Below are 20,410 nucleotides of genomic sequence, written 5' to 3' on the forward strand. Positions count from 1 at the left end.
TCGCAACGTGCATATTGTCGGGCTATGCGGCCGACAATTTGGGCGAAAATTTCGCCAGCTTTTTAAGCGGGCTTTGAGCTAGCGTTTCTGCTGCTCAAAAGAAAAGGGCGGCCATTTCTGACCGCCCTGAAATTTTTACGCAATCTTACGAGAAGTTACAGCTTGCCGACCAATTCAGGCACAACCGTAAACAGGTCACCGACGAGGCCGATGTCTGCGACTTGGAAGATCGGTGCGTCTTCATCTTTGTTGATGGCGACGATGACCTTGGAGTCCTTCATGCCCGCAAGATGCTGGATCGCGCCGGAGATGCCGACCGCGATATACACTTCAGGGGCAACGATCTTGCCGGTTTGGCCGACCTGATAGTCATTGGGGACATAGCCCGCATCCACAGCAGCGCGGCTTGCGCCAACGCCTGCGCCAAGCTTGTCGGCGAGTGGCAAGATGACTTCGCTGAACGTCGCAGAGTCCTTGAGCGCGCGGCCGCCGGATACGATGATCTTGGCCGATGTCAGCTCAGGGCGTTCTTGCTTCGCGATTTCCGCCGAGATGAACTTCGAGGTGCCCGCATCGCCGCTGCCCGAGACAGCTTCGATTGCAGCAGAACCGCCGGTTTCTTCAGCCTTGGCAAAGGCGGTACCGCGAACGGTGATGACCTTCTTGGCATCCGAAGATTGCACAGTCGCAATTGCGTTACCCGCGTAGATGGGACGCGTGAACGTGTCCGCGCTTTCAACGCTGAGGATGTCGGAGATTTGCATGACATCCAGCAACGCAGCAACGCGCGGGGCGATGTTCTTGCCGTTCGATGTGGCAGGCGCCAAAAACGCGTCATGCGTTGCCATCAATGATGCCACCAAAGGCGCAACATTTTCGGCCAACTGCTGCGCATAAGCTGCATCATCAGCAACATGCACTGTGGTCACGCCAGCGATTTTTGCGGCCTGCTCGGCAACTGCGCCGCAGCCTGATCCCGCGACGAGGACATGCACTTCGCCAATCTGCGATGCAGCGGTGACGACCGCAAGCGTTGCATCCTTCAGCGATGCATTGTCATGTTCGGCATAAACGAGGGTCTTCATGCGGCCACTCCTATTTCCTTGAGCTTTGCAACCAGCGCATCTACGTCGGCAACCTTGATACCAGCGCTGCGCACAGGCGGTTCAACAACCTTCAACGTCTTCAGGCGTGGGCTAACGTCCACACCATAATCGGCAGGTGTTTTCTGCGCGAGTGGCTTGGACTTTGCTTTCATGATGTTGGGCAGCGACGCATAACGTGGCTCGTTCAAACGCAGGTCGGTCGTGATGATGGCTGGCATCTTCAACGCTACGGTCTGCAAACCGCCATCGACTTCGCGCGCAACATGCACTTCATCACCCGACACGTTGACCGTGTTGGCAAATGTGCCCTGCGGACGACCGGTCAACGCAGCGAGCATTTGGCCAGTCTGGTTCGAGTCATCGTCAATCGCTTGCTTACCAAGAATGACGAGGCCGGGCTGTTCTTCGTCCATGACCTTCGCAAGGATCTTGGCAACCGCGAGCGGCTCGACATCTTCAGCGACGACGAGGATCGCGCGATCAGCACCCATGGCGAGCGCCGTGCGCAGCGTTTCTTGCGCCTTGTCCGGTCCGATCGACACCGCGATGACTTCGGTCGCAACGCCCTTTTCACGCAAACGCAGCGCTTCTTCCACCGCGATTTCGTCAAACGGGTTCATGCTCATTTTGACATTCGCCAAATCAACACCCGAACCATCGGGCTTAACCCGCGGCTTAACGTTATAATCGATGACCCGCTTAACGGGGACGATGATCTTCATCTGCTCATCCTTCCATACCGACTCAAATGGCGAGTGAATGCCCGCCTAAACTGGAGCGCCTATGCTTAACGTTGACGTGAACGTCAAGCGTTCGATACACTAAGCTGCTTTGCGGACTTCCGCGACAATCTTCTCGGCTGCATCGCCAAGGTCGTTGGCCGAAACGATGGGCAGGCCGCTATTGGCGAGGATGTCCTTGCCCTGCTGCACATTGGTGCCTTCGAGGCGGACAACGAGCGGTACCGACAGGTTCACTTCCTTTGCCGCAGCAACGATACCGTCCGCGATGATGTCGCATTTCATGATGCCGCCGAAGATATTGACCAAAATGCCCTTTACGGCTGGGTCCTTCAGAATGATCTTGAATGCCGCCGTCACCTTTTCCTTCGAAGCGCCGCCACCGACGTCCAAGAAGTTGGCGGGGAATTCGCCGTTCAGCTTGATGATGTCCATGGTCGCCATCGCCAGACCCGCGCCGTTGACCATGCAGCCGATGTTGCCGTCGAGCTTAATATACGCAAGGTCATATTCGGATGCTTCGACCTCAGCAGGGTCTTCTTCGGTCAGGTCGCGCAGCTCGGCGAGATCCTTGTGGCGGAACATCGCATTGCCATCAAACGCAACCTTGGCATCCAACACCAACAGTTCATCGCCATTCTTGCCTTCGCACACAGCGAGCGGGTTGATTTCAATCTGCTCGGCATCGGTGCCCAAGAATGCGGCATAAAGGCCGGCAACTACGGTCTGTGCTTGCTTGGCCAAATCACCTGTCAGGCCAAGCGCCTTGGCAACGCTGCGGCCATGGTGCGGCTGAAGTCCCGTTGCTGGATCGACAACGATGGTGTGAATTTTCTCGGGGCTGTCATGCGCCACGTCTTCGATGTTCATGCCGCCTTCGGTTGAGGCAACAATAGCAATCCGGCTGGTCGCGCGGTCCACCAACAATGCGAGGTAGAATTCCTGCTTAATGTCGGCGCCATCGGTGATGTACAGACGGTTGACTTGCTTGCCTTCAGGGCCGGTCTGGATGGTGACCAGCGTGTTGCCCAGCATTTCTTTGGCATGCGATTCAACTTCGTCGAGGTTGAAGGCCAAGCGAACACCGCCCTTTGCATCGGGACCCAATTCCTTGAACTTGCCCTTGCCGCGTCCACCCGCGTGGATTTGCGACTTCACGACATAAAGCGGACCAGGCAATTGCTTTGCTGCCGCAACCGCTTCTTCAACGCTGAGCGCCGCGATACCAGCGGGACACGCCACACCGAATTTCGCAAGCAGTTCTTTGGCCTGATATTCATGGATATTCATGGGAGATTACATCCTCGACAATAAAGAGTTTCGCCGGTCGCTTAAGCACAGACGGGCGCTGAATGGAAGGGCTTGCGCTGATGTTTTTTGGTTGATGCAAAGGCCCCAAGGACGCAGAGCAAATCATATATTCTCTGCGTCCTCCGCGCCTCTGCGTGCAAAAATTAATCCAGCAAATTGAGATCCACCAATGCGCGGCGCAGCGTTTCTGCATCGGTAAAATGATGCGCAGCAAAGCCATTGGCGCGGGCGCTGACGACATTGTCGTGATTGTCATCGATGAATATCGCCTCGCCGGGCTTCAGCCCAAAGCGCCGCAGCGCCAGCGCATAGATATCGGGGTCTGGCTTGACCATTTTCTCGACGCCCGAGACGACAATATCTCCGAAATGGTCGAATATGGGTTGGGTCGGACGGAACATCTCCCAAAACTCCGCACCAAAATTGGTAATGGCAAAAAGCGGGACGGCGCGCGCGGCCAGTTCGTGCACGATTTCCAGTGATCCTGTGACAGGGCCCGGAATCGTCTCGTTAAAACGCGTCCGGTAGGCGTCGATCTCGTTTTCATATTTCGGATATAGCGCGATCCGTTCCGCGGCCATCTCGGCCAATGGCCGGCCGGCATCATGCTGAAAATGCCATTCGGGCGTAACAACATGCGTGACGAAATATTCCAGCTCCGCCGTGTCGGCGATCAACTTTGCAAAAAGATGCCGCAAATCCCATTCGAACAGCACTTTGCCGACATCAAACACGACGGTGGTGATCTTTGTCATGGGAAATGTCTCACCTGAAGACGCAAAAAAACCGCCCGCGAATCAGATTCGGAGCGGTCTTTTGATAGAACCATTTGCCCGCGTTGCGCAGGCAGCGGCCAATTAACCCTGGCGCGCTTTAAAGCGTGGCTGGGTCTTGTTGATAACATAGGTCCGGCCACGACGACGAATCACGCGGTTGTCACGATGGCGACCTTTGAGCGACTTGAGAGAATTAACGACTTTCATCGGATTTACCCGTCTTTTTGATGCATAAAGCTTGAATTGAAGGCGCGCTCCTATGGGTGGGGCGGCGGAAAGTCAAGCGCGTTCGGCGCTATTATGCGATTCATGCCCGATACATAGCTTGCCATGATATATGACGCGCTTAAGGATAGGACCATGATGAAAACTCCAAGAATCTTGCCGCTTCTCGCGCTTTTGCTGCTGCCGGCCTGTGTCGTTCCCACGGGCCCTGTCGAGGTTACGCGTTTTAACCGCGCGGCCGAAGGTGTGCCTTATGGCAATGGCAGTTTTGGGGTTGAGGTTGCCGGCGAATCGGCGGCGGACCGATCTTTATCAGCTTCGCCTTATGTTGCGGCGGTGACGCACGAAATGCAGCGGGTCGGCTATCGCAATCCAGCGGGTACAAGCGATGTTGTTGCCGAGATACGCTTTGGCGCGACGATGATACGTCCGGAACGCCGGTCACCGGTTTCCGTGGGCGTCGGCGGATCAACCGGCAGCTATGGGTCGGGCATTGGCTTGGGCGTTGGCATCACGCTCGGTGGCGGGTCGGCCGCGCAATTGCAGACCAGTTTGGCGGTGCGCATCATCCGGCGCAGCGACCGTCTGGTGATATGGGAAGGGACCGCAGTGCAATCTGCCAAAGCGGGCTCGCCTGACGCGCAGCCCGGCATTGCTGCCGCTAAATTGGCCGAAGCCTTGTTTAAGGACTTCCCCGGCGTGTCTGGCGAGACTATCCGCGTTCCATAAACTTCATTGCGAGAACGAACCAAAAATGCCGATCACCGATATCAATGCTGCCTTCGACAGCGGTAACATCATAGTGCACGCCATCAATGGCAACAGCGCCACCCTTGGCATTCGCAAGGACAAGGATTCGGAGTTTGCGCAATGGTTCCACTTCCGCGTTGCGTGCGCTGCGGGTGAAGAAATTGAACTGCGCATAACGGGCTTGGAAGGCAGCGCTTATCCCGGCGGCTGGCCAGATTATCGTGCCTGCGTTTCCGAAGACCGCGATTACTGGGGCCGCGCCGACACGAGCTATGACAAAGCCGCAGATGGCGGCACCCTGACCATTCGCTACACGCCCGCCAGCGACATCGTCTGGTTCGCTTATTTCGCGCCCTTTAGTATGGAACGGCACCATGATCTGATTGCCGACGCCGCATCATGCGAAGGCGTTAGCTATCGGTGCTTGGGCCACAGCCTGGAAGGGCAGCCCATTGATTGCCTGTCGATGGGGGATGGCGAAACGCAAGTCTGGTTGTACGCGCGCCAGCATCCGGGCGAAACGCAGGCCGAATATTGGATGGAAGGTGCGCTGGATATGCTCACCGACCTTAGCGATCCGCACACGCGGGTATTGCTGGAAAAATGCCGGTTGCATATCGTGCCCAACTGCAATCCCGACGGCAGCTGCCGCGGACATTTGCGCACCAATTTTGCGGGCGTAAACCTGAACCGCGAATGGGCCGATCCAAGCTTGGAGCGTAGTCCAGAGGTGCTGGCTATTCGCAACGCCATGGATGAAACCGGCGTGCATTGGGCGATGGATGTTCATGGGGATGAGGCCATTCCCGCTGCATTCATGGCCGGGTTCGAAGGCATCCCGTCATGGACCGATGATCAAGGCGCGCGATATAACGACTTCATCAATCGCCTCGCCGCGCGCACCCCCGATTTCCAGACCGAGTTGGGTTATACCAAGGCTGGACCGGGCAAGGCCAATCTGACCATGTCGACAAACCAGCTCGCCGAGCGTTTTGGCCCGTCGCACAAATGCGTGTCGATGACATTGGAAATGCCTTACAAAGATACGGTGCACGGCAATGATCCCTATCAGGGATGGTCGCCCGAACGGTGCCGCCTGCTGGCCCGCGAGTGCCTCGCGACGCTGGCGGAGATGGTGTAAGCGGCCCCCATGCGCATCATCGTGGATGATCTTTCCGGCAGTGAAATCCGCGCCTTGCTGGAAACGCATTTTGCCGGGATGCTGGCAAGCTCGCCACCGGAAAGCTGCCATTTTTTGGATTTCGACGGGCTGAATGCGCCCGATGTCACCTTTTGGTCGATTTGGGACGGGGATGCGCTTGTGGGGTGCGGGGCGTTGAAAGAGCTGACGCCCGAACATGGCGAGGTCAAATCGATGCGCACGCATGCGGACCATTTGCGCAAAGGTGTTGGCGCCAACATGATGACGCATATCATTTCGCAAGCGCGCGGCCGGGGTTATCACCGTTTGAGCCTTGAGACAGGATCGTCGGCGGATTTCGCGCCGGCGTTGGCGCTGTATACAGCGCACGGGTTTGAATATTGCCCACCCTTTGGCGATTATGTCGAAGACCCGTTTAGCCGTTTCATGACCTTGGCGATTTGACCAACTTGCGTTAGGGCGCGGGCAAACAACGAAGGAACTCCCATGCCAAAGCTTATCCTCATTCGCCACGGACAATCCCAATGGAATCTGGAAAACCGGTTCACCGGTTGGTGGGATGTTGACGTAACCGAAAAAGGCGCAGCCGAAGCGTGGGCCGCGGGCGAGTTGATGAAGGCCAAGGGCATTGCCCCTGATGTCGCCTTCACCAGCGTGCAGACGCGCGCGATCAAGACGTTGAACCTCGCGCTTGAGGCGATGGGTCGGCTTTGGGTTCCGGTGACCAAAAACTGGCAATTGAACGAGCGCCATTATGGCGGCCTGACGGGCCTTGATAAGGCAGAGACTGCGGCCAAGCATGGCGACGAACAGGTCAAAATATGGCGCCGCAGTTTTGATGTTCCGCCGCCGCCATTGGAGGTGGGATCGCCTTATGACCTGTCGTCCGATCCGCGTTATGCGGGCATCAAAATTCCCGCGTCGGAAAGCCTGAAGGACACGATACTGCGCGTTCTGCCATATTGGGAGAGCGCCATTGTCCCTGAATTAAAGGCTGGAAAAACCGTTCTCATCTCTGCACATGGCAACAGCTTGCGCGCGCTGGTGAAGCATCTTTCGGGCATTTCGGATGCGGATATCAATGGCTTGGAAATCCCGACCGGCCAGCCGATTGTCTATGAACTCGACGACAATTTGAACGGTGCATATCACTATCTATCCGCGCGGTAACATTGTCGTGCCGCGCGCGTGCGCGGGCCTGTGATTATCCTATTGTTGCTGGATTGCGCCTTTTGCACCACGCGGCTAAGGCCATGCCATCAAAGTTGTCAGGGGAGTGACACATGACTGACTCAGCGCCGCTTATTGGCATCATCATGGGCAGCCGTTCGGACTGGGAAACGATGTGCGAAGCGTCAGCCACGCTGACCGCGCTCGACATTCCCCATGAATGCAAAGTGGTGTCCGCGCACCGTACGCCGGAGCGTCTGTATGATTATGCAAAAAGCGCGGCCGATAGGGGTCTGCAATGCATTATCGCGGGCGCGGGTGGCGCGGCGCATTTGCCGGGCATGGCGGCGTCGATGACGCGGCTTCCGGTGCTGGGCGTGCCGGTGCAGTCGAAGGCGCTGGACGGCATGGATAGTCTGTTGTCGATTGTCCAGATGCCCGCGGGCATTCCCGTCGGCACGCTCGCGATTGGCAAGGCGGGCGCAACGAACGCCGCGCTTTTGGCCGCGGCAATGCTCGCCAATAATGATGCAGCGCTTGCGGCGCGGCTGGACGCATGGCGCGCGGCCCAGACCGCTTCGGTAGCCGAAACGCCGGAGTGAGACGAAGCCGATGACTGCGTTGCCCCCTGGTTCGACCATTGGAATATTGGGTGGCGGCCAGCTTGGCCGGATGCTCGCGGTTGCGGCGGCCCAGCTTGGCTATCGCTGCCATATTTACGCGCCAGCAGGGGACAATGTGGCGTTTGACGTCGCCGCGCAAAGCAGCATCGGCGCCTATGACGACCATGCCGCGTTGAAAGATTTTGCGCAGCAATGCGATGTCGTCACCTTCGAATTTGAAAATGTGCCCGTTGCACCGCTTGAAACGATTGCCGGGCTTGTTCCCATCTATCCGCCAGCCAAGGCGTTGGAAGTTGCGCAGGATCGCGATGCCGAAAAGCGCTTTGTGCGCAGCCTTGGCGGACAGACAGCGAACTTCGCCATCGCAAATGTGCAAGGCGACGTGCAGGCGGCGGTCGATGCGGTGGGTATCCCGTGCATCCTGAAGACCATCCGCATGGGATATGACGGCAAGGGGCAGCTTCGCGTCACGTCGCAGGACGATCTGGCCGATGCATGGGCGCAGACGGGTGCACAGCCGCTGATCGCGGAAGCCATGGTGCAATTCGATGCCGAATTTTCGGTGATATTGGTGCGCGGCCAAGATGGCGAGATCCGCTTTTGGGACAGCCCGCACAATGTGCATGTTGGCGGCATTTTGGCAACGTCGACGCTGCCATCTGGCGCGTTTGTGGAAAGCCAGCAACAGGCGGCGCGCGATATGGCGGCGGCGGTTGCGACACAGCTTGATTATGTCGGTGTATTCACCGCCGAATTTTTTGCCAGCAGCGCCGGTCCCTTGTTCAATGAAATCGCGCCGCGTGTGCACAATAGCGGCCATTGGACGATTGAAGGCGCGGCCACCAGCCAGTTTGAAAACCACATCCGCGCCATTTGCGGACTGCCGCTTGGCAGCACCGAAACGGTGGCGGCGCGTGTCGAAATGCAGAACCTGATCGGGGATGATGGCGACGCCTTTGCACAGATTTTGGCCGACCCCGCGGCGCATCTGCATCTCTATGGAAAGGCACAAGCGCGCCCGGGGCGAAAAATAGGCCACGTCACCCGCTTGTATCGCTAAGTTTTTCAAGGCAAAGCGGGGTTATGAATCATCCCGAAATCATCCTTGTCCTCGCCCGCGCCGCCAATGGAGTCATCGGGAAAGATGGCGGCATGCCGTGGCATCTCCCTGCGGACCTGCGTCATTTCAAACAGATAACCAAGGGCCGGCCCATGATTATGGGGCGCAAGACCTTTGACAGCCTGCCCGGCCTGCTGGATGGCCGACGCCACATTGTTTTGACGCGCGATACCGCATGGGAAGAAGAGGGCGCCGAAATCGCGCATTCGGTGGCCGACGCGTTGAGGCTCGCCAATGGCCCCCATGTGTGCGTGATTGGCGGCGCGGAAATCTATAATCTGTTTCTGCCGCTCGCGGACCGCATTGAATTGACCGAGATTGCCGCGCAGCCCGAAGGCGACACGTCGGTCCCGGATTTCGACATGGCGGAGTGGGAAGAACTGTCCCGCGAACACCATGCTGCGTTGAACGGCGCACCTGCGTTTGATTTTGTCACGCTCGTGCGGCGGCCAAAGAACTAGCACGCGGTATATTGGGGGACATAATGCGTAAGAAATTCTGGATTCCGCTGACGCTGATTGGCGCGGCTGCGATTGGCTTTTTCGGCTTTTTACCCGGCTATGTCGAAGGTTCGATGAACCAGATTGACGGCCAACCGCTGATCAAGGTCAGCGATGAGGCCAAGGCATTGCATAAGACATTGAACATCGTCGACCTGCACAGCGACACGTTGATGTGGAACCGCGATTTGGGCAAGCCTGCGGATCGCGGCCATATGGATTTGCCGCGCTTGCAAGAGGGCAATGTCGCGCTTCAGCTTTTTTCGTCGGTCACCAAAACACCCAAAGGCCAAAATTATGATGGCAATGGTGCGGACACCGACAACATCACTTTGCTGACCTTCGCCCAGTTGCAGCCAGTGAAAACATGGCGCTCATTGGTTGAGCGGTCGCTATATCACGCGGCGAAGCGCGATGATGCGGTCACCGGATCAGACGGAAAATTGCAAGCGGTGGACAAGGCGCAGCAGATCGATGCCTTGTTGGCCGCGCGGCAAAAGGACCGGAGCACCGTCGGCGCCATGCTGACCATTGAAGGGCTCCATAATCTTGAAGGCAAAATCGAGAATCTCGACCGATTGTACGACGCCGGGTTCCGCATGGCGGGGTTCACCCATTTCTTTGACAATGAATTGGGCGGGTCGATGCACGGCCTGAAAAAAGGCGGACTGACGCCCTTTGGTCGCGATGTATTGCGCCGGATGGAGGCGAAGGGCATGATCGTCGACATCGCGCATCTCAGCCATGCTGGCGTTGCCGAGGTTTTGGCCATGGCGAAACGTCCCGTGGTCTCCAGCCATGGCGGCGTGCAGGCGACGTGCAAGGTGAACCGCAATCTGACCGATGACGAAGTTCGCGGCGTGGCCAAAACCGGCGGTATCATTGGCATCGGCTATTGGGAGGGCGCCATATGCTCCACCGATCCGCGTGCTGCGGCCAAGGCGATGAAGCATGTGCGCGATCTCGTCGGCATTCAACATGTCGCGTTGGGGTCGGACTATGATGGCGCGACCACGGTGCGTTTCGATACCTCGCAACTCGCGCAAGTCACCCAAGCGTTGATGGATGAGGGTTTCACGCCAGACGAAATTCGCGCTGTTATGGGTGAAAACGCATTGCGCGTCATCCGTGCTGGCTTGGTACCGATGGAAAAGGTCGCCACCGCGCAATGACCATTCCCCGCCTTTCTGCCAAAGACCGAACGCCTGACGCATTGCGCGGCGGTGTCGTTGCCTTGGGCAATTTTGATGGCTTTCATTTGGGGCATCAGGCCGTTGCTGGCGAAGCGATAAAACAGGCCAAGGCAGCAGGTAAGCCCGCGATTATTGCAACATTTGATCCGCATCCCGTGCGCTTTTTTGCGCCGGAATCGCCGTGGTTCCGTCTGACGACGCTCGATCAGCGCCAGCGGCTTTTTGCTGAAGCCGGTGCCGACGCGATGCTGGTGTTTGATTTCGATGCAGAGCTTGCCGCGACCAGCGCCGAAGATTTCATCGTCACATTGCTGATGGAACGTCTGGGCATTTCGGCGGTGGTCACGGGTGAGGACTTTACCTTTGGAAATAAGCGCGGCGGCAATATTGATGTGTTGCGCGATTTGGGCGGCGCGCACGGCCTGACGTCGACCGCCATGGGGCCAGTGGTGGATGATGGCGGCGTGATATCGTCGAGCCGCATCCGCAATGCGCTGAAGGATGGCGATTGCGCCACGGCCACCGCCTTGCTCACCCGGCCGTTCACGGTTGAGGGCATTGTGCAGCATGGCGATAAAAACGGGCGGCTATTGGGTTTCCCGACCGCCAATATCGACATGGGCCATTATCTGCGCCCGCGCTACGGCATTTATGCGGTGAAGGGCCGCTTGCCCGATGGCCGCGTGCTCAACGGTGCCGCGAACCTTGGTATTCGCCCGACGTTCGACCCGCCCAAGGAATTGCTTGAGCCGCATTTCTTCGACTTTGCCGAAGATCTGTATGGGCAGAATATCGAAATCGAATTCCACGCCTTCATCCGCGGAGAGGCGAAGTTTGATAGTCTGGACGCACTGATGGCGCAAATGGCGCAGGACTGCGACGAAGCCCGCCGGATATTAGGCGCGTAGTGGGCGGAGCGATAAACCATCGCTTCCCCGGCTTCGTCACCCTGAACTTGTTTCAGGGTCTTAATTCCGGACCGCTTGAAAAAGTAAGATGCTGAAACAAGTTCAGCATGACGGTGTAAGATACATCTTCCCAAACCATCTCCACATGAAGTGGCGCGTGCAACAGCGCGGATACAGGCTTTATTTGCAGCGCCATATCCTTTAGGCACCCGCACAACATGACTGACCCTATCGACTATCGCGACACCGTTTTCCTGCCGAAAACAGATTTCCCTATGAAGGCCGGCCTTCCGCAGAAGGAGCCGGGCATTCTCGCGCGTTGGCAGGCGCAGGATTTTTATGCGGAGCTGCGCAATCGCCGTCGCGGGCGTGAGAAGTTCATTCTGCATGACGGCCCGCCTTATGCGAATGGCGACATGCATATCGGCCACGCGCTGAACCATATCCTGAAGGACATGGTCGTCCGCACGCAGACATTGTTGGGCAAAGACGCGCCTTATGTGCCCGGTTGGGATTGCCACGGCCTGCCCATCGAGTGGAAGGTCGAAGAGCAATATCGCAAGAAAAAGCTCAACAAGGACGAGGTTCCCGCCGTCGAGTTCCGCGCCGAATGCCGCGCTTATGCGCAACATTGGGTCGACACGCAGCGCGAACAATTGAAGCGGCTGGGCATCAATGCCGATTGGGACAATCCCTATCTGACGATGGATTTCCAGGCCGAAGCGACCATTGTTTCGGAGCTGTTGAAATTTGCCGAGAGCGGCCAGCTCTATCGCGGCGCAAAACCCGTGATGTGGTCGCCGGTGGAAAAGACCGCCTTGGCCGAAGCTGAAGTGGAATATGAGGACATCGTATCGACGCAGATCGATGTGGCGTTCGAGATCGTGGAGGCACCGAACGCGCGGGATCTGGAGGGGGCTTATGCCGTTATCTGGACCACGACGCCTTGGACGATTCCGGTCAATCAGGCGATCGCTTATGGTTCAGACATTACATATTATCTCCTGCCAACGGGGGGTATTCACAAACGCAAGTTGGTCGACGGGGAGATTATCGAGACGGATACGCTCGGAGCCCCAGACAGAAATGTTATCGTTGCTGAAGATCTTTACCATGCATTCATTGAACGGACTGGCTTAGCGGCAGGAACTTTCTTGCGGCGCTTTAAAGGTTCGGAACTTGAAGGCGCAATGGTCCGCCACCCGATGCACCATCTCGACCCGCTGTCCGATCACCGCGGGTTCTTTGAAAAGCTGCGTCCTATGCTCGAGGGCCATTTTGTCACTACCGAGAGCGGCACCGGCCTTGTCCATATGGCGCCCGACCATGGGGAGGATGACTTTGACCTGTGCAAGGCGAACGGCATTGATCCGGTCTTCGCGGTCGAAGGCGACGGCAAATATCGCGCCGATTGGCTCTGGCTCGGCGGCGAGGGCAGCGTCATTAACCCCAAATTCAATGCGCCTGATGGCCCCATCTGCGCTGCGTTGCACGCGGCTGGCGGATTGCTCGCGGCGTCGGCGGATTACAAGCACAGCTATCCGCACAGCTGGCGGTCAAAGGCGAAAGTCATCTATCGCTGCACCCCGCAATGGTTCGTGCCGATGGATAAAGCGACGGCTGATGGTACATTGCGCGAAAAAGCAATGACCGCGATTTCGGAAACCCGCTGGGTTCCGGAAAAGGGCCAGAACCGCATCACCGCAATGGTCGAAGGTCGCCCCGATTGGGTGCTGTCCCGCCAGCGCGCGTGGGGCGTGCCGATTACGCTGTTTGTGGATCGCAAGTCCGGCCAATATCTCTGCGACGCGGGCGTGAACGCGCGTATCATCGCGGGCATTCGCGAAAATGGCGTTGATGGCTGGAGCGACGAACGCGCACAGGAATATCTGGGCAGCGACTATGCGCTTGCCGATTATGAACGCGTCACGGACATTTTGGACGTCTGGTTCGATTCGGGCTGCACGCATGCTTTCGTCCTTGAAAGCGGACGTTGGCCTGACCTGCAATGGCCAGCGGACCTCTATCTCGAAGGCAGCGACCAGCATCGCGGCTGGTTCCAGTCCAGCCTGCTGCAAAGCTGCGGCACGCGGGGCCGCGCGCCGTATAACGCGGTGCTGACCCACGGCTTTACGATGGATCAAAAGGGCATGAAAATGTCCAAGTCGCTCGGCAATACGATCAACCCGCTCGACCTGATGCGCGACAGCGGCGCGGACATCTTGCGGCTATGGGCGTTGACCGTGGACTTCACCGAAGACCACCGGATCGGCAAGGAAATCCTGCAGGGCGTTTCCGACCAATATCGCAAATTGCGTAACACCTTCCGCTATCTGCTCGGCGCGCTCGACGGCTTCACCGACGCGGAAAAGGTTGCGGTTGCCGATATGCCTGAACTGGAGCGTTATATGCTCCATCTGCTTGCGGATATGGACGCGAAGCTGAAGACGGCGGTCAATGATTTTGACTTTAACACTTATGTCCGGTTGCTGACCGAGTTTTGCAACGATGATTTGGGGATGTTTTTCTTCGATGTTCGGAAAGACAGCCTCTATTGCGATTCTGTCTCGGATCCGAAGCGGATGGCGTACCGCACGGTTCTCGACATATTGTTCCACGCGCTGGTACGATACACTGCGCCAGTGTTGGTATTTACCTCCGAAGAGGTTTGGCAGTCCCGCTTTCCGGATGAGACGGATTCGGTGCATTTCTTGGAATGGCCCGAAGTTGATGGGGCATGGTTAAATGCGCAATTGAACACAGAATGGGAACGTCGGCGTGACGCAAGACATGCAAACAATTTTGCGCTCGAACAGCTTAGAAGAGACAAGCTAATCGGTTCAAGCAACGGAGCAAATACCGCGATCCAAGTCGTCGGCGGAGCAGCGTTCTCGTTTGCTGACATGTCAGAAATCTTTATAATTGCTCCTGAATGTTCGCCAGAAGATGAAGCAAAGTTTCAATGGGGTGATTGGGTCGGTCCGTTCAAAGTAGACAGCATCCCTGATTTTGAAGTCAAGGTGAGGCCGACAGCATTTCACAAATGCGGGCGTTGCTGGCGGCATCTTCCCGAGGTTGTCGACGATGGCGCGTTGTGCGGTCGCTGTGCGGATGTTGTTGGTGGGTAATAACCTTCTTTGTGCCTTTGTGCCTTTGTGCGAACCAAAAAGCATGAAGGGCTCGCACAAAGGCACGAAGGCACAAAAATCGCCTAAAGCCCGTCATGCTGAACATGTTTCCGCATCTACCTTTGTGCGGAGCAATATTAAGACCCTGAAACAAGTTCAGGGTGACGATGCCGCTTTGGTGGGTTAGGACGCACGCATGAACCCCAATTCCAAATTCCGCCTTCAGGGCATCATGCTGGCCAGCCTTGTGTTCATCGCGGACCAGATCGTGAAATATGCGATGCTTGGCCCGCTTCAGCTGAAAAGCCGCGGTGTCATTCACATCATTTCGTTCTTCGACCTGCGCTATGCCGAAAATCGCGGCGTTTCGATGAGCTTTCTGACCGCCGATAACGATGGTGAACGCTGGGCATTGGTGGCGCTGACGGCGGTGATTACCGCGGGTGTTGCCGTTTGGATGTGGCGCGAGAAACTGCGCGGTGATGTGCTGGCCTTGTCGCTCGTTTTGGGCGGCGCGCTGGGCAATATCGTGGACCGTGTGCGCTATGGCTATGTCGTCGATTATGCCGATTTGCACATTGGCGCATTCCGGCCCTTTTACATATTCAACCTTGCCGATGCCTGCATCAGCATTGGCGTGCTGATATTGCTTGCCCGCGCCTTCCTGATAAGCGACAAGCAAAGCGGTGACGGGGCTGACGTTCAGCAACCCGAAAGCAGCGCTGACATAGTGGAGAAATCATGAAGCGGATCAATATGTTTGCGGCGGCGTCAGTTGCTTTGCTCGCGCTTTCGGGCTGCGGCACCACCAGCGTGTTTGACCGTGACCGGCCAGATGAATTTGCCGTAAGCCGGTCAAAGCCGCTTCAGGTTCCAACCGAATTTGCTTTGCCCACGCCGACACCCGATGCGCCGCGCCCGCAAGATAGCGATACGAAGCAACAGGTTTTGGACGCCATGTTCGGCGGCGCAGCACCTGCGCCCCGTCCGCAGTCTGCCCAGTAAATGGATACGCATATGAAAACGAAATCAGCCCTACTCGCTATGGCGATTGCGACCCTGCCATTGTTGTCGGGTTGTTCCTCGGCGGGTGATGCAGCGCCAACGGTTGGCCGCGCTGCGCCTTTGGTCGTTCCACCCGATTTCGCGCTGGAGCCAACCGCGGCAACGGCAATCCGTCCGGCCGATGGTGGTCAGGAACAGGTTTTGGACGCTTTGTTTGGCGGCATCGCACCGCGCTCCGCCGCTGAACGCGCGATCTCAACGACTTCGGGCAATGCCGAAATGGGTATTCGTTCTTCGGTCGGTGACCCGCAGACCAACACGGTCAACAAGGGCAGCATCACCCGCGACATCATCGCCGCGCCCGAAGGCGACGGCCAAACCGCGCAGGCTGTTATTCCGGGCTGAGTTTTGAGAGCGCAGCGCGGGTTAAGCGCTGGCGCTCGCTTCCTCCACGCCGGCGCTGTTGTGGCGCAGCGCCTTTAGCACTGTTTCGACGATTTGCGGGGCATTTAGGCCGGCTTCGTCATATTGCTTTTGCGGGCTGTCATGTTCTTGGAACATGTCGGGCAGGCGCATCGTGCGGATTTTTAGACCGGCGTCCATCAAGCCAGCGTCGCTGGCGAGCGTCAGCACATGCGCGCCAAGGCCGCCCACGGATGCCTCTTCGACCGTCACCACAACCTCATGCGTGGCGATCAGGTGGCGGATCATTTTTTCGTCAAGCGGCTTTGCAAAGCGCAAGTCGGCGACGGTGGTGCTCAGGCCCTTGGCATCCAGCGTCTCTGCCGCCTTCATCGCTTCGGCCAAACGGGTGCCGAGCGAGAGAATGGCGACTTTCTTGCCTTCGCGGATGATCCGGCCCTTGCCGATTTCCAACTGCTGCGGCACTTCGGGCATCGCAACGCCCGTGCCATTGCCGCGTGGATAGCGGAACGCGATTGGGCCGCTGTCGTGCAGGACGGCGGTGTAGGTCATGTGGACCAATTCCGCCTCATCGGCTGGCGACATGACGACCATATTGGGCAGGGTCGCCAAATAGGTAATGTCGAACGAACCTGCATGCGTGCTGCCATCAGCGCCGACGAGGCCAGCGCGGTCAATGGCGAAGCGTACCGGCAAATTCTGGATCGCCACGTCGTGCACGACCTGGTCATAGGCGCGTTGCAGGAAAGTCGAGTAAATCGCGCAGAAGGGACGCATCCCCTGTGCCGCAAGTCCAGCCGCAAAGGTGACGGCATGTTGTTCCGCGATGCCGACATCGAACGCGCGTTCGGGGTGCGCGGCCGAGAATTTGTCGACGCCGGTGCCGCCGGGCATTGCGGCGGTTATCGCGCAAATCTTGGGATCGGTTTCGGCGAGCTTGGCCAGCGTTTCCCCGAACACGTTTTGATAGGCAGGGGGACCGCCACCGGGGCCCTTGTCCTGCTTGCCCGTGACCACGTCGAATTTGACGACGCCATGATATTTGTCCGCCGACGCTTCGGCAGGGGCATAGCCTTTGCCCTTTTGCGTGACGACATGGATCAGCACGGGGCCTTCGGCATTGTCGCGGACATTTTCGAGGACGGGGATCAGCTGGTCGAGATTATGGCCGTCGATGGGGCCGACATAATAAAAGCCAAGTTCTTCAAACAAGGTGCCGCCCATCGCCATGCCGCGGGCGAATTCTTCCGCCTTTGACGCAGCCGAATAGATACGGCGCGAAAGCTTTTTGGCGACTTTGCTCGCAAGGCTGCGCAGGCCGAGATATTCGCTGGAGGACACCAGACGCGACAAATAAGCCGACAGACCCCCAACGGGCGGCGCGATCGACATGTCATTGTCATTCAGGATGACGACCAGACGGTTGCCGGCAGCTTGGGCGTTGTTCATCGCCTCATAGGCCATGCCGGCGGACATTGAACCATCGCCAATGACGGCAATGGCTTTGCCGGGTTTGCCCGCAATCTTGTTGGCGACCGCAAAACCCAAGGCCGCTGAAATAGAGGTTGAGCTATGTGCCGCGCCGAACGGATCATATTCGCTCTCGCTGCGCTTGGTGAAGCCCGAAAGCCCCCCGCCGGTGCGCAAAGTGCGAATGCGGTCGCGGCGACCCGTCAGGATCTTGTGCGGATAGCATTGGTGGCCAACGTCCCAGACCAAACGGTCATCGGGCGTGTTGAAGACATAATGGATCGCGGTCGTCAGTTCGACGACGCCCAAGCCAGCGCCCAAATGGCCGCCCGTTACCGAAACTGCAGATATGGTTTCAGCGCGCAATTCATCCGCGAGCTGGCGAAGCTGCGACGCGGCAAGATTGCGAAGGTCCGAGGGCACTTTAACCGTGTCGAGTAACGGCGTGTCTGGGGAATGTGTCATGACGTCAGCTTAGCGGCCTTTTATCGGGGTGTCGAACGGGTAATTGCGCCAGCGCTACCCGCAATCGGCGCATTTTCCGCGGACTTCGATCACGGGGCGAACCTCGGCAAAACCGGCATGTTCGGCCGCTGCGCGAACGTTCATGGTCAGTATATCGTCATCAATATGCGTGGCCGTGCCACAGCTGTCGCAGATCAGAAAAATGCAATCATGCAAACAGCCGGGATGCGAATTGGCGAGATAGGCGTTCGCGCTTTCGACACGGCGCGCAAGGTTGGTGGTCACGAACAGATCGAGTATCCGGTAAACGCTGTTGGGCGCAACGCGCTTACCGCGCTTTTGCGAAACGAGATCGGCGATGTCGTAGGCCGATGCGGGTTTTTCAAATGTGGCGAGCACGGCGAAGATATCCGCGCGCATATCGGTCCACTGCTCGCCCGCCTCGACCAACGCCGATTCGGCGGCTTGGGCAAGCGATGCGCCTGCATGCTCGTGATGATGATGAACTGCCATGTTGATAATGTAGGCTTTGACAGCCAGTCGGTCAATTGCCCGTCAGGCAGATGCGCGGTGGTTCAGAAAATGCCCTAACGCGAGGCAGATGACGCCAAGGACGGTCCAGACGATCTCCATAAGGCCATGTGGCAGTGTTAACGCGCCCGCCATCATGCCGATGCCTGCTGCGCCAACGATCGCTGGCGTAAACAGCCCATGATCCCAGAACCCCTTACCAAGGGCCAGTACGCCGAAGAGAATGGCCAGCAACAGGCCGGCTTCATGAATGATCGAGTTGAACAAAACACCGCTCGCCGATGCCAAAAACGCCAGCAAAAACATGGTGACAAGGCAATGTACAAGGCACAGGCCAGCAATGCTTAAGCCAAGCCCGTCCCATCGCCATTTTTTCCATACCTGCGTCATTGCGGCCGCACTACACCGATTCGTTAGACGTTACAACATTACATCGCATAAATTGCAGCCATTATGACCATTTTTGCAACCTCTGTCCGCTTGCAGCTTGCTGAAATCAGGGGCATATCGCGGCTTATGAACAAAGCTCCGCATTCTGACACCGCAGCCAATCCGTGCCCATCGCGCCTTCAGGCGCTGATTACATGGCTTATGAGCGTGGCGGCTCTCGTCTTCGCGATCGTCGTTGTGGGCGGAATTACGCGTCTGACCGAATCGGGCCTGTCGATCACCGAATGGAAACCCATCACGGGCACCTTACCACCGTTGAACGAGGCGAGCTGGCTTTCGGAATTTGAAAAATACAAACAGATTCCGGAATATACCGAGATTAACGGTCCGGCGGGCATGACGCTGGAGGAGTTCAAATTCATTTATTTCTGGGAATGGGTCCACCGCTTGTTGGGGCGGATTATCGGATTGGCCTTTGCGCTGCCGCTGGCGTGGTTCTGGATCAAGCAGGCGATCCCGAGCGGCTACAAGCTGCGCTTGCTTGCTTTGCTTGCGCTTGGTGGCCTGCAAGGGACCATTGGCTGGTGGATGGTATCATCGGGCCTGTCCGCGCGCACCGATGTCAGCCACTACCGGCTTGCCGTCCATCTTTTGACGGCCCTCACCATCTTGGGCGGCCTTATTTGGACCGCGCTTGATTTAAAGGAACTGACGAAAAATCCATCGGCAAAGCCTGCGCGTATCACTGGCTTTACGGGCATTATCTTGGCGATATTGTTTATCCAATTGCTCTTCGGTGCATGGGTTGCCGGATTGAATGCGGGATATGTCGCCAACACATGGCCATTGATGAACGACCGTTTCTATCCAGATGGCGTGGATACCGCCAAGGGCGCATTTTATGCTTTGGTAAATGACCCCTATCTCACCCATTTCGTCCACCGCTGGTGGGCGTGGGTCGCGGTGATTGCGCTGATCGTCATGGCACGGCGGGTCAAGAAAGCGGGCGTTCGTGGGGCTTCTGCGGCTATCCATAGCGCGTTCGGCATCCAGATGCTGCTGGGCATTGCGACCGTGATGACGGGGGTCAACATCGTCCTTGCCGTATCGCATCAGGCGGTCGGCGCCCTTTTGGTCGCGGCGTCGGTTTGGGGCGCGCATGTCTTGGGACGCGACACAGCCTAAACGCCGACGGGTATTATTATACCCGTCGTAAAACCCTTGCTTTTGCTTGACTATTGGCCGGTTCATCGCCATTGGCACCGCTTCGCGTGCAGGATCCTGTGTGATTCTGTGCAACACTAAAATTTCGAAAGGTGCGATTAGCGATGAAAACGCTATCCAGAGTTACGAAATCGATCCGTCCACAGGACGTCGAGAAATCGTGGATCCTCATTGACGCAGAAGGTTTGGT

The 20,410-nt window shown here is 57.5% G+C and carries 22 protein-coding genes; 14 read left to right on the forward strand and 8 right to left on the reverse strand.

Annotation, left to right across the window (positions count from 1 at the left end; genetic code table 11):
- Window positions 1–155: 155 nt before the first annotated feature.
- The 5 genes from ACIQ5B_RS01840 to ykgO all read right to left on the reverse strand — a co-directional run bounded on the left by ACIQ5B_RS01840 (window position 156) and on the right by ykgO (window position 4,140).
- Window positions 156–1,085 (reverse strand): electron transfer flavoprotein subunit alpha/FixB family protein, encoded by a 930-nt coding sequence (locus ACIQ5B_RS01840; protein WP_324478976.1) that lies wholly within the window; start codon window positions 1,083–1,085, stop codon window positions 156–158.
- Window positions 1,082–1,828: an electron transfer flavoprotein subunit beta/FixA family protein gene (locus ACIQ5B_RS01845; RefSeq protein ID WP_183938925.1), complete on the reverse strand. Its 747-nt coding sequence runs from the start codon at window positions 1,826–1,828 to the stop codon at window positions 1,082–1,084. The genes ACIQ5B_RS01840 and ACIQ5B_RS01845 overlap by 4 nt, the downstream gene beginning before the upstream one ends.
- Before the next feature lie 99 nt (window positions 1,829–1,927).
- Window positions 1,928–3,136: an ADP-forming succinate--CoA ligase subunit beta gene (gene sucC / locus ACIQ5B_RS01850; protein WP_397597528.1), complete on the reverse strand. Its 1,209-nt coding sequence runs from the start codon at window positions 3,134–3,136 to the stop codon at window positions 1,928–1,930.
- A 164-nt stretch (window positions 3,137–3,300) separates the two neighbouring features.
- Window positions 3,301–3,912, reverse strand: a complete 612-nt coding sequence (locus ACIQ5B_RS01855) for an HAD family hydrolase (RefSeq protein WP_397597529.1) — start codon at window positions 3,910–3,912, stop codon at window positions 3,301–3,303.
- Between the two features lie 102 nt (window positions 3,913–4,014).
- Complete coding sequence (gene ykgO, locus ACIQ5B_RS01860) at window positions 4,015–4,140, reverse strand: type B 50S ribosomal protein L36 (protein WP_125229386.1); 126 nt, start codon at window positions 4,138–4,140, stop codon at window positions 4,015–4,017.
- A gap of 153 nt (window positions 4,141–4,293) precedes the next feature.
- Here ykgO and ACIQ5B_RS01865 point away from each other — a divergent pair, with 153 nt between their 5' ends.
- The 13 genes from ACIQ5B_RS01865 (at window position 4,294) to ACIQ5B_RS01925 (ending at window position 16,122) form a co-directional block, all read left to right on the forward strand.
- Window positions 4,294–4,887, forward strand: coding sequence for a DUF4136 domain-containing protein (locus tag ACIQ5B_RS01865; protein WP_397597530.1), 594 nt, complete (start codon window positions 4,294–4,296; stop codon window positions 4,885–4,887).
- Between the two features lie 25 nt (window positions 4,888–4,912).
- Window positions 4,913–6,049 carry a M14-type cytosolic carboxypeptidase gene (locus ACIQ5B_RS01870; RefSeq protein ID WP_397597531.1) on the forward strand — a complete coding sequence of 379 codons (1,137 nt, stop codon included), beginning with the start codon at window positions 4,913–4,915 and terminating at the stop codon, window positions 6,047–6,049.
- A gap of 9 nt (window positions 6,050–6,058) precedes the next feature.
- A complete protein-coding gene (locus ACIQ5B_RS01875; protein WP_397597532.1) occupies window positions 6,059–6,514 on the forward strand; it encodes a GNAT family N-acetyltransferase in 456 nt (151 codons plus the stop codon).
- 42 nt (window positions 6,515–6,556) lie between these two features.
- Window positions 6,557–7,240, forward strand: coding sequence for a 2,3-diphosphoglycerate-dependent phosphoglycerate mutase (gene gpmA, locus ACIQ5B_RS01880; protein ID WP_183938937.1), 684 nt, complete (start codon window positions 6,557–6,559; stop codon window positions 7,238–7,240).
- Window positions 7,241–7,353: 113 nt separating this feature from the next.
- Window positions 7,354–7,842 (forward strand): 5-(carboxyamino)imidazole ribonucleotide mutase, encoded by a 489-nt coding sequence (purE, locus tag ACIQ5B_RS01885; RefSeq protein ID WP_397597533.1) that lies wholly within the window; start codon window positions 7,354–7,356, stop codon window positions 7,840–7,842.
- 10 nt (window positions 7,843–7,852) lie between these two features.
- Window positions 7,853–8,923, forward strand: a complete 1,071-nt coding sequence (locus ACIQ5B_RS01890) for a 5-(carboxyamino)imidazole ribonucleotide synthase (protein WP_397597534.1) — start codon at window positions 7,853–7,855, stop codon at window positions 8,921–8,923.
- Between the two features lie 23 nt (window positions 8,924–8,946).
- On the forward strand, window positions 8,947–9,444 hold the full coding sequence (locus ACIQ5B_RS01895; protein WP_397597535.1) for a dihydrofolate reductase: 498 nt from the start codon (window positions 8,947–8,949) through the stop codon (window positions 9,442–9,444).
- Between the two features lie 23 nt (window positions 9,445–9,467).
- A complete protein-coding gene (locus ACIQ5B_RS01900; protein WP_397597536.1) occupies window positions 9,468–10,655 on the forward strand; it encodes a dipeptidase in 1,188 nt (395 codons plus the stop codon).
- A gap of 2 nt (window positions 10,656–10,657) precedes the next feature.
- The gene (locus ACIQ5B_RS01905) at window positions 10,658–11,584 is read left to right on the forward strand and encodes a bifunctional riboflavin kinase/FAD synthetase (RefSeq protein ID WP_397597545.1); all 927 of its coding nucleotides are present in this window, start codon (window positions 10,658–10,660) and stop codon (window positions 11,582–11,584) included.
- A 218-nt stretch (window positions 11,585–11,802) separates the two neighbouring features.
- Window positions 11,803–14,712, forward strand: a complete 2,910-nt coding sequence (gene ileS, locus ACIQ5B_RS01910) for an isoleucine--tRNA ligase (RefSeq protein WP_397597537.1) — start codon at window positions 11,803–11,805, stop codon at window positions 14,710–14,712.
- Window positions 14,713–14,908: 196 nt separating this feature from the next.
- Window positions 14,909–15,457: a signal peptidase II gene (lspA, locus tag ACIQ5B_RS01915; RefSeq protein ID WP_397597538.1), complete on the forward strand. Its 549-nt coding sequence runs from the start codon at window positions 14,909–14,911 to the stop codon at window positions 15,455–15,457.
- Window positions 15,454–15,717, forward strand: coding sequence for a DUF3035 domain-containing protein (locus tag ACIQ5B_RS01920; protein ID WP_397597539.1), 264 nt, complete (start codon window positions 15,454–15,456; stop codon window positions 15,715–15,717). The genes lspA and ACIQ5B_RS01920 overlap by 4 nt, the downstream gene beginning before the upstream one ends.
- A gap of 12 nt (window positions 15,718–15,729) precedes the next feature.
- A complete protein-coding gene (locus ACIQ5B_RS01925; RefSeq protein ID WP_397597540.1) occupies window positions 15,730–16,122 on the forward strand; it encodes a DUF3035 domain-containing protein in 393 nt (130 codons plus the stop codon).
- A gap of 21 nt (window positions 16,123–16,143) precedes the next feature.
- On the opposite strand, the gene dxs is transcribed toward ACIQ5B_RS01925, so the two are convergent.
- From dxs to ACIQ5B_RS01940, 3 genes are read right to left on the reverse strand one after another with little or no spacing between them, the layout of a single operon-like run.
- Window positions 16,144–18,075: a 1-deoxy-D-xylulose-5-phosphate synthase gene (dxs, locus tag ACIQ5B_RS01930; RefSeq protein ID WP_397597541.1), complete on the reverse strand. Its 1,932-nt coding sequence runs from the start codon at window positions 18,073–18,075 to the stop codon at window positions 16,144–16,146.
- 54 nt (window positions 18,076–18,129) lie between these two features.
- Entirely contained in the window at window positions 18,130–18,588 is a 459-nt protein-coding gene (locus tag ACIQ5B_RS01935) for a Fur family transcriptional regulator (protein ID WP_397597542.1), read from the reverse strand.
- Between the two features lie 42 nt (window positions 18,589–18,630).
- Complete coding sequence (locus ACIQ5B_RS01940; RefSeq protein ID WP_333570291.1) at window positions 18,631–18,996, reverse strand: MerC domain-containing protein; 366 nt, start codon at window positions 18,994–18,996, stop codon at window positions 18,631–18,633.
- Between the two features lie 126 nt (window positions 18,997–19,122).
- Here ACIQ5B_RS01940 and ACIQ5B_RS01945 point away from each other — a divergent pair, with 126 nt between their 5' ends.
- Window positions 19,123–20,181 carry a COX15/CtaA family protein gene (locus ACIQ5B_RS01945; protein WP_397597543.1) on the forward strand — a complete coding sequence of 353 codons (1,059 nt, stop codon included), beginning with the start codon at window positions 19,123–19,125 and terminating at the stop codon, window positions 20,179–20,181.
- Window positions 20,182–20,410 lie beyond the last annotated feature (229 nt).

Source organism: Sphingorhabdus sp. (genome assembly GCF_044374345.1).
GTDB lineage: Bacteria > Pseudomonadota > Alphaproteobacteria > Sphingomonadales > Sphingomonadaceae > Sphingorhabdus_B.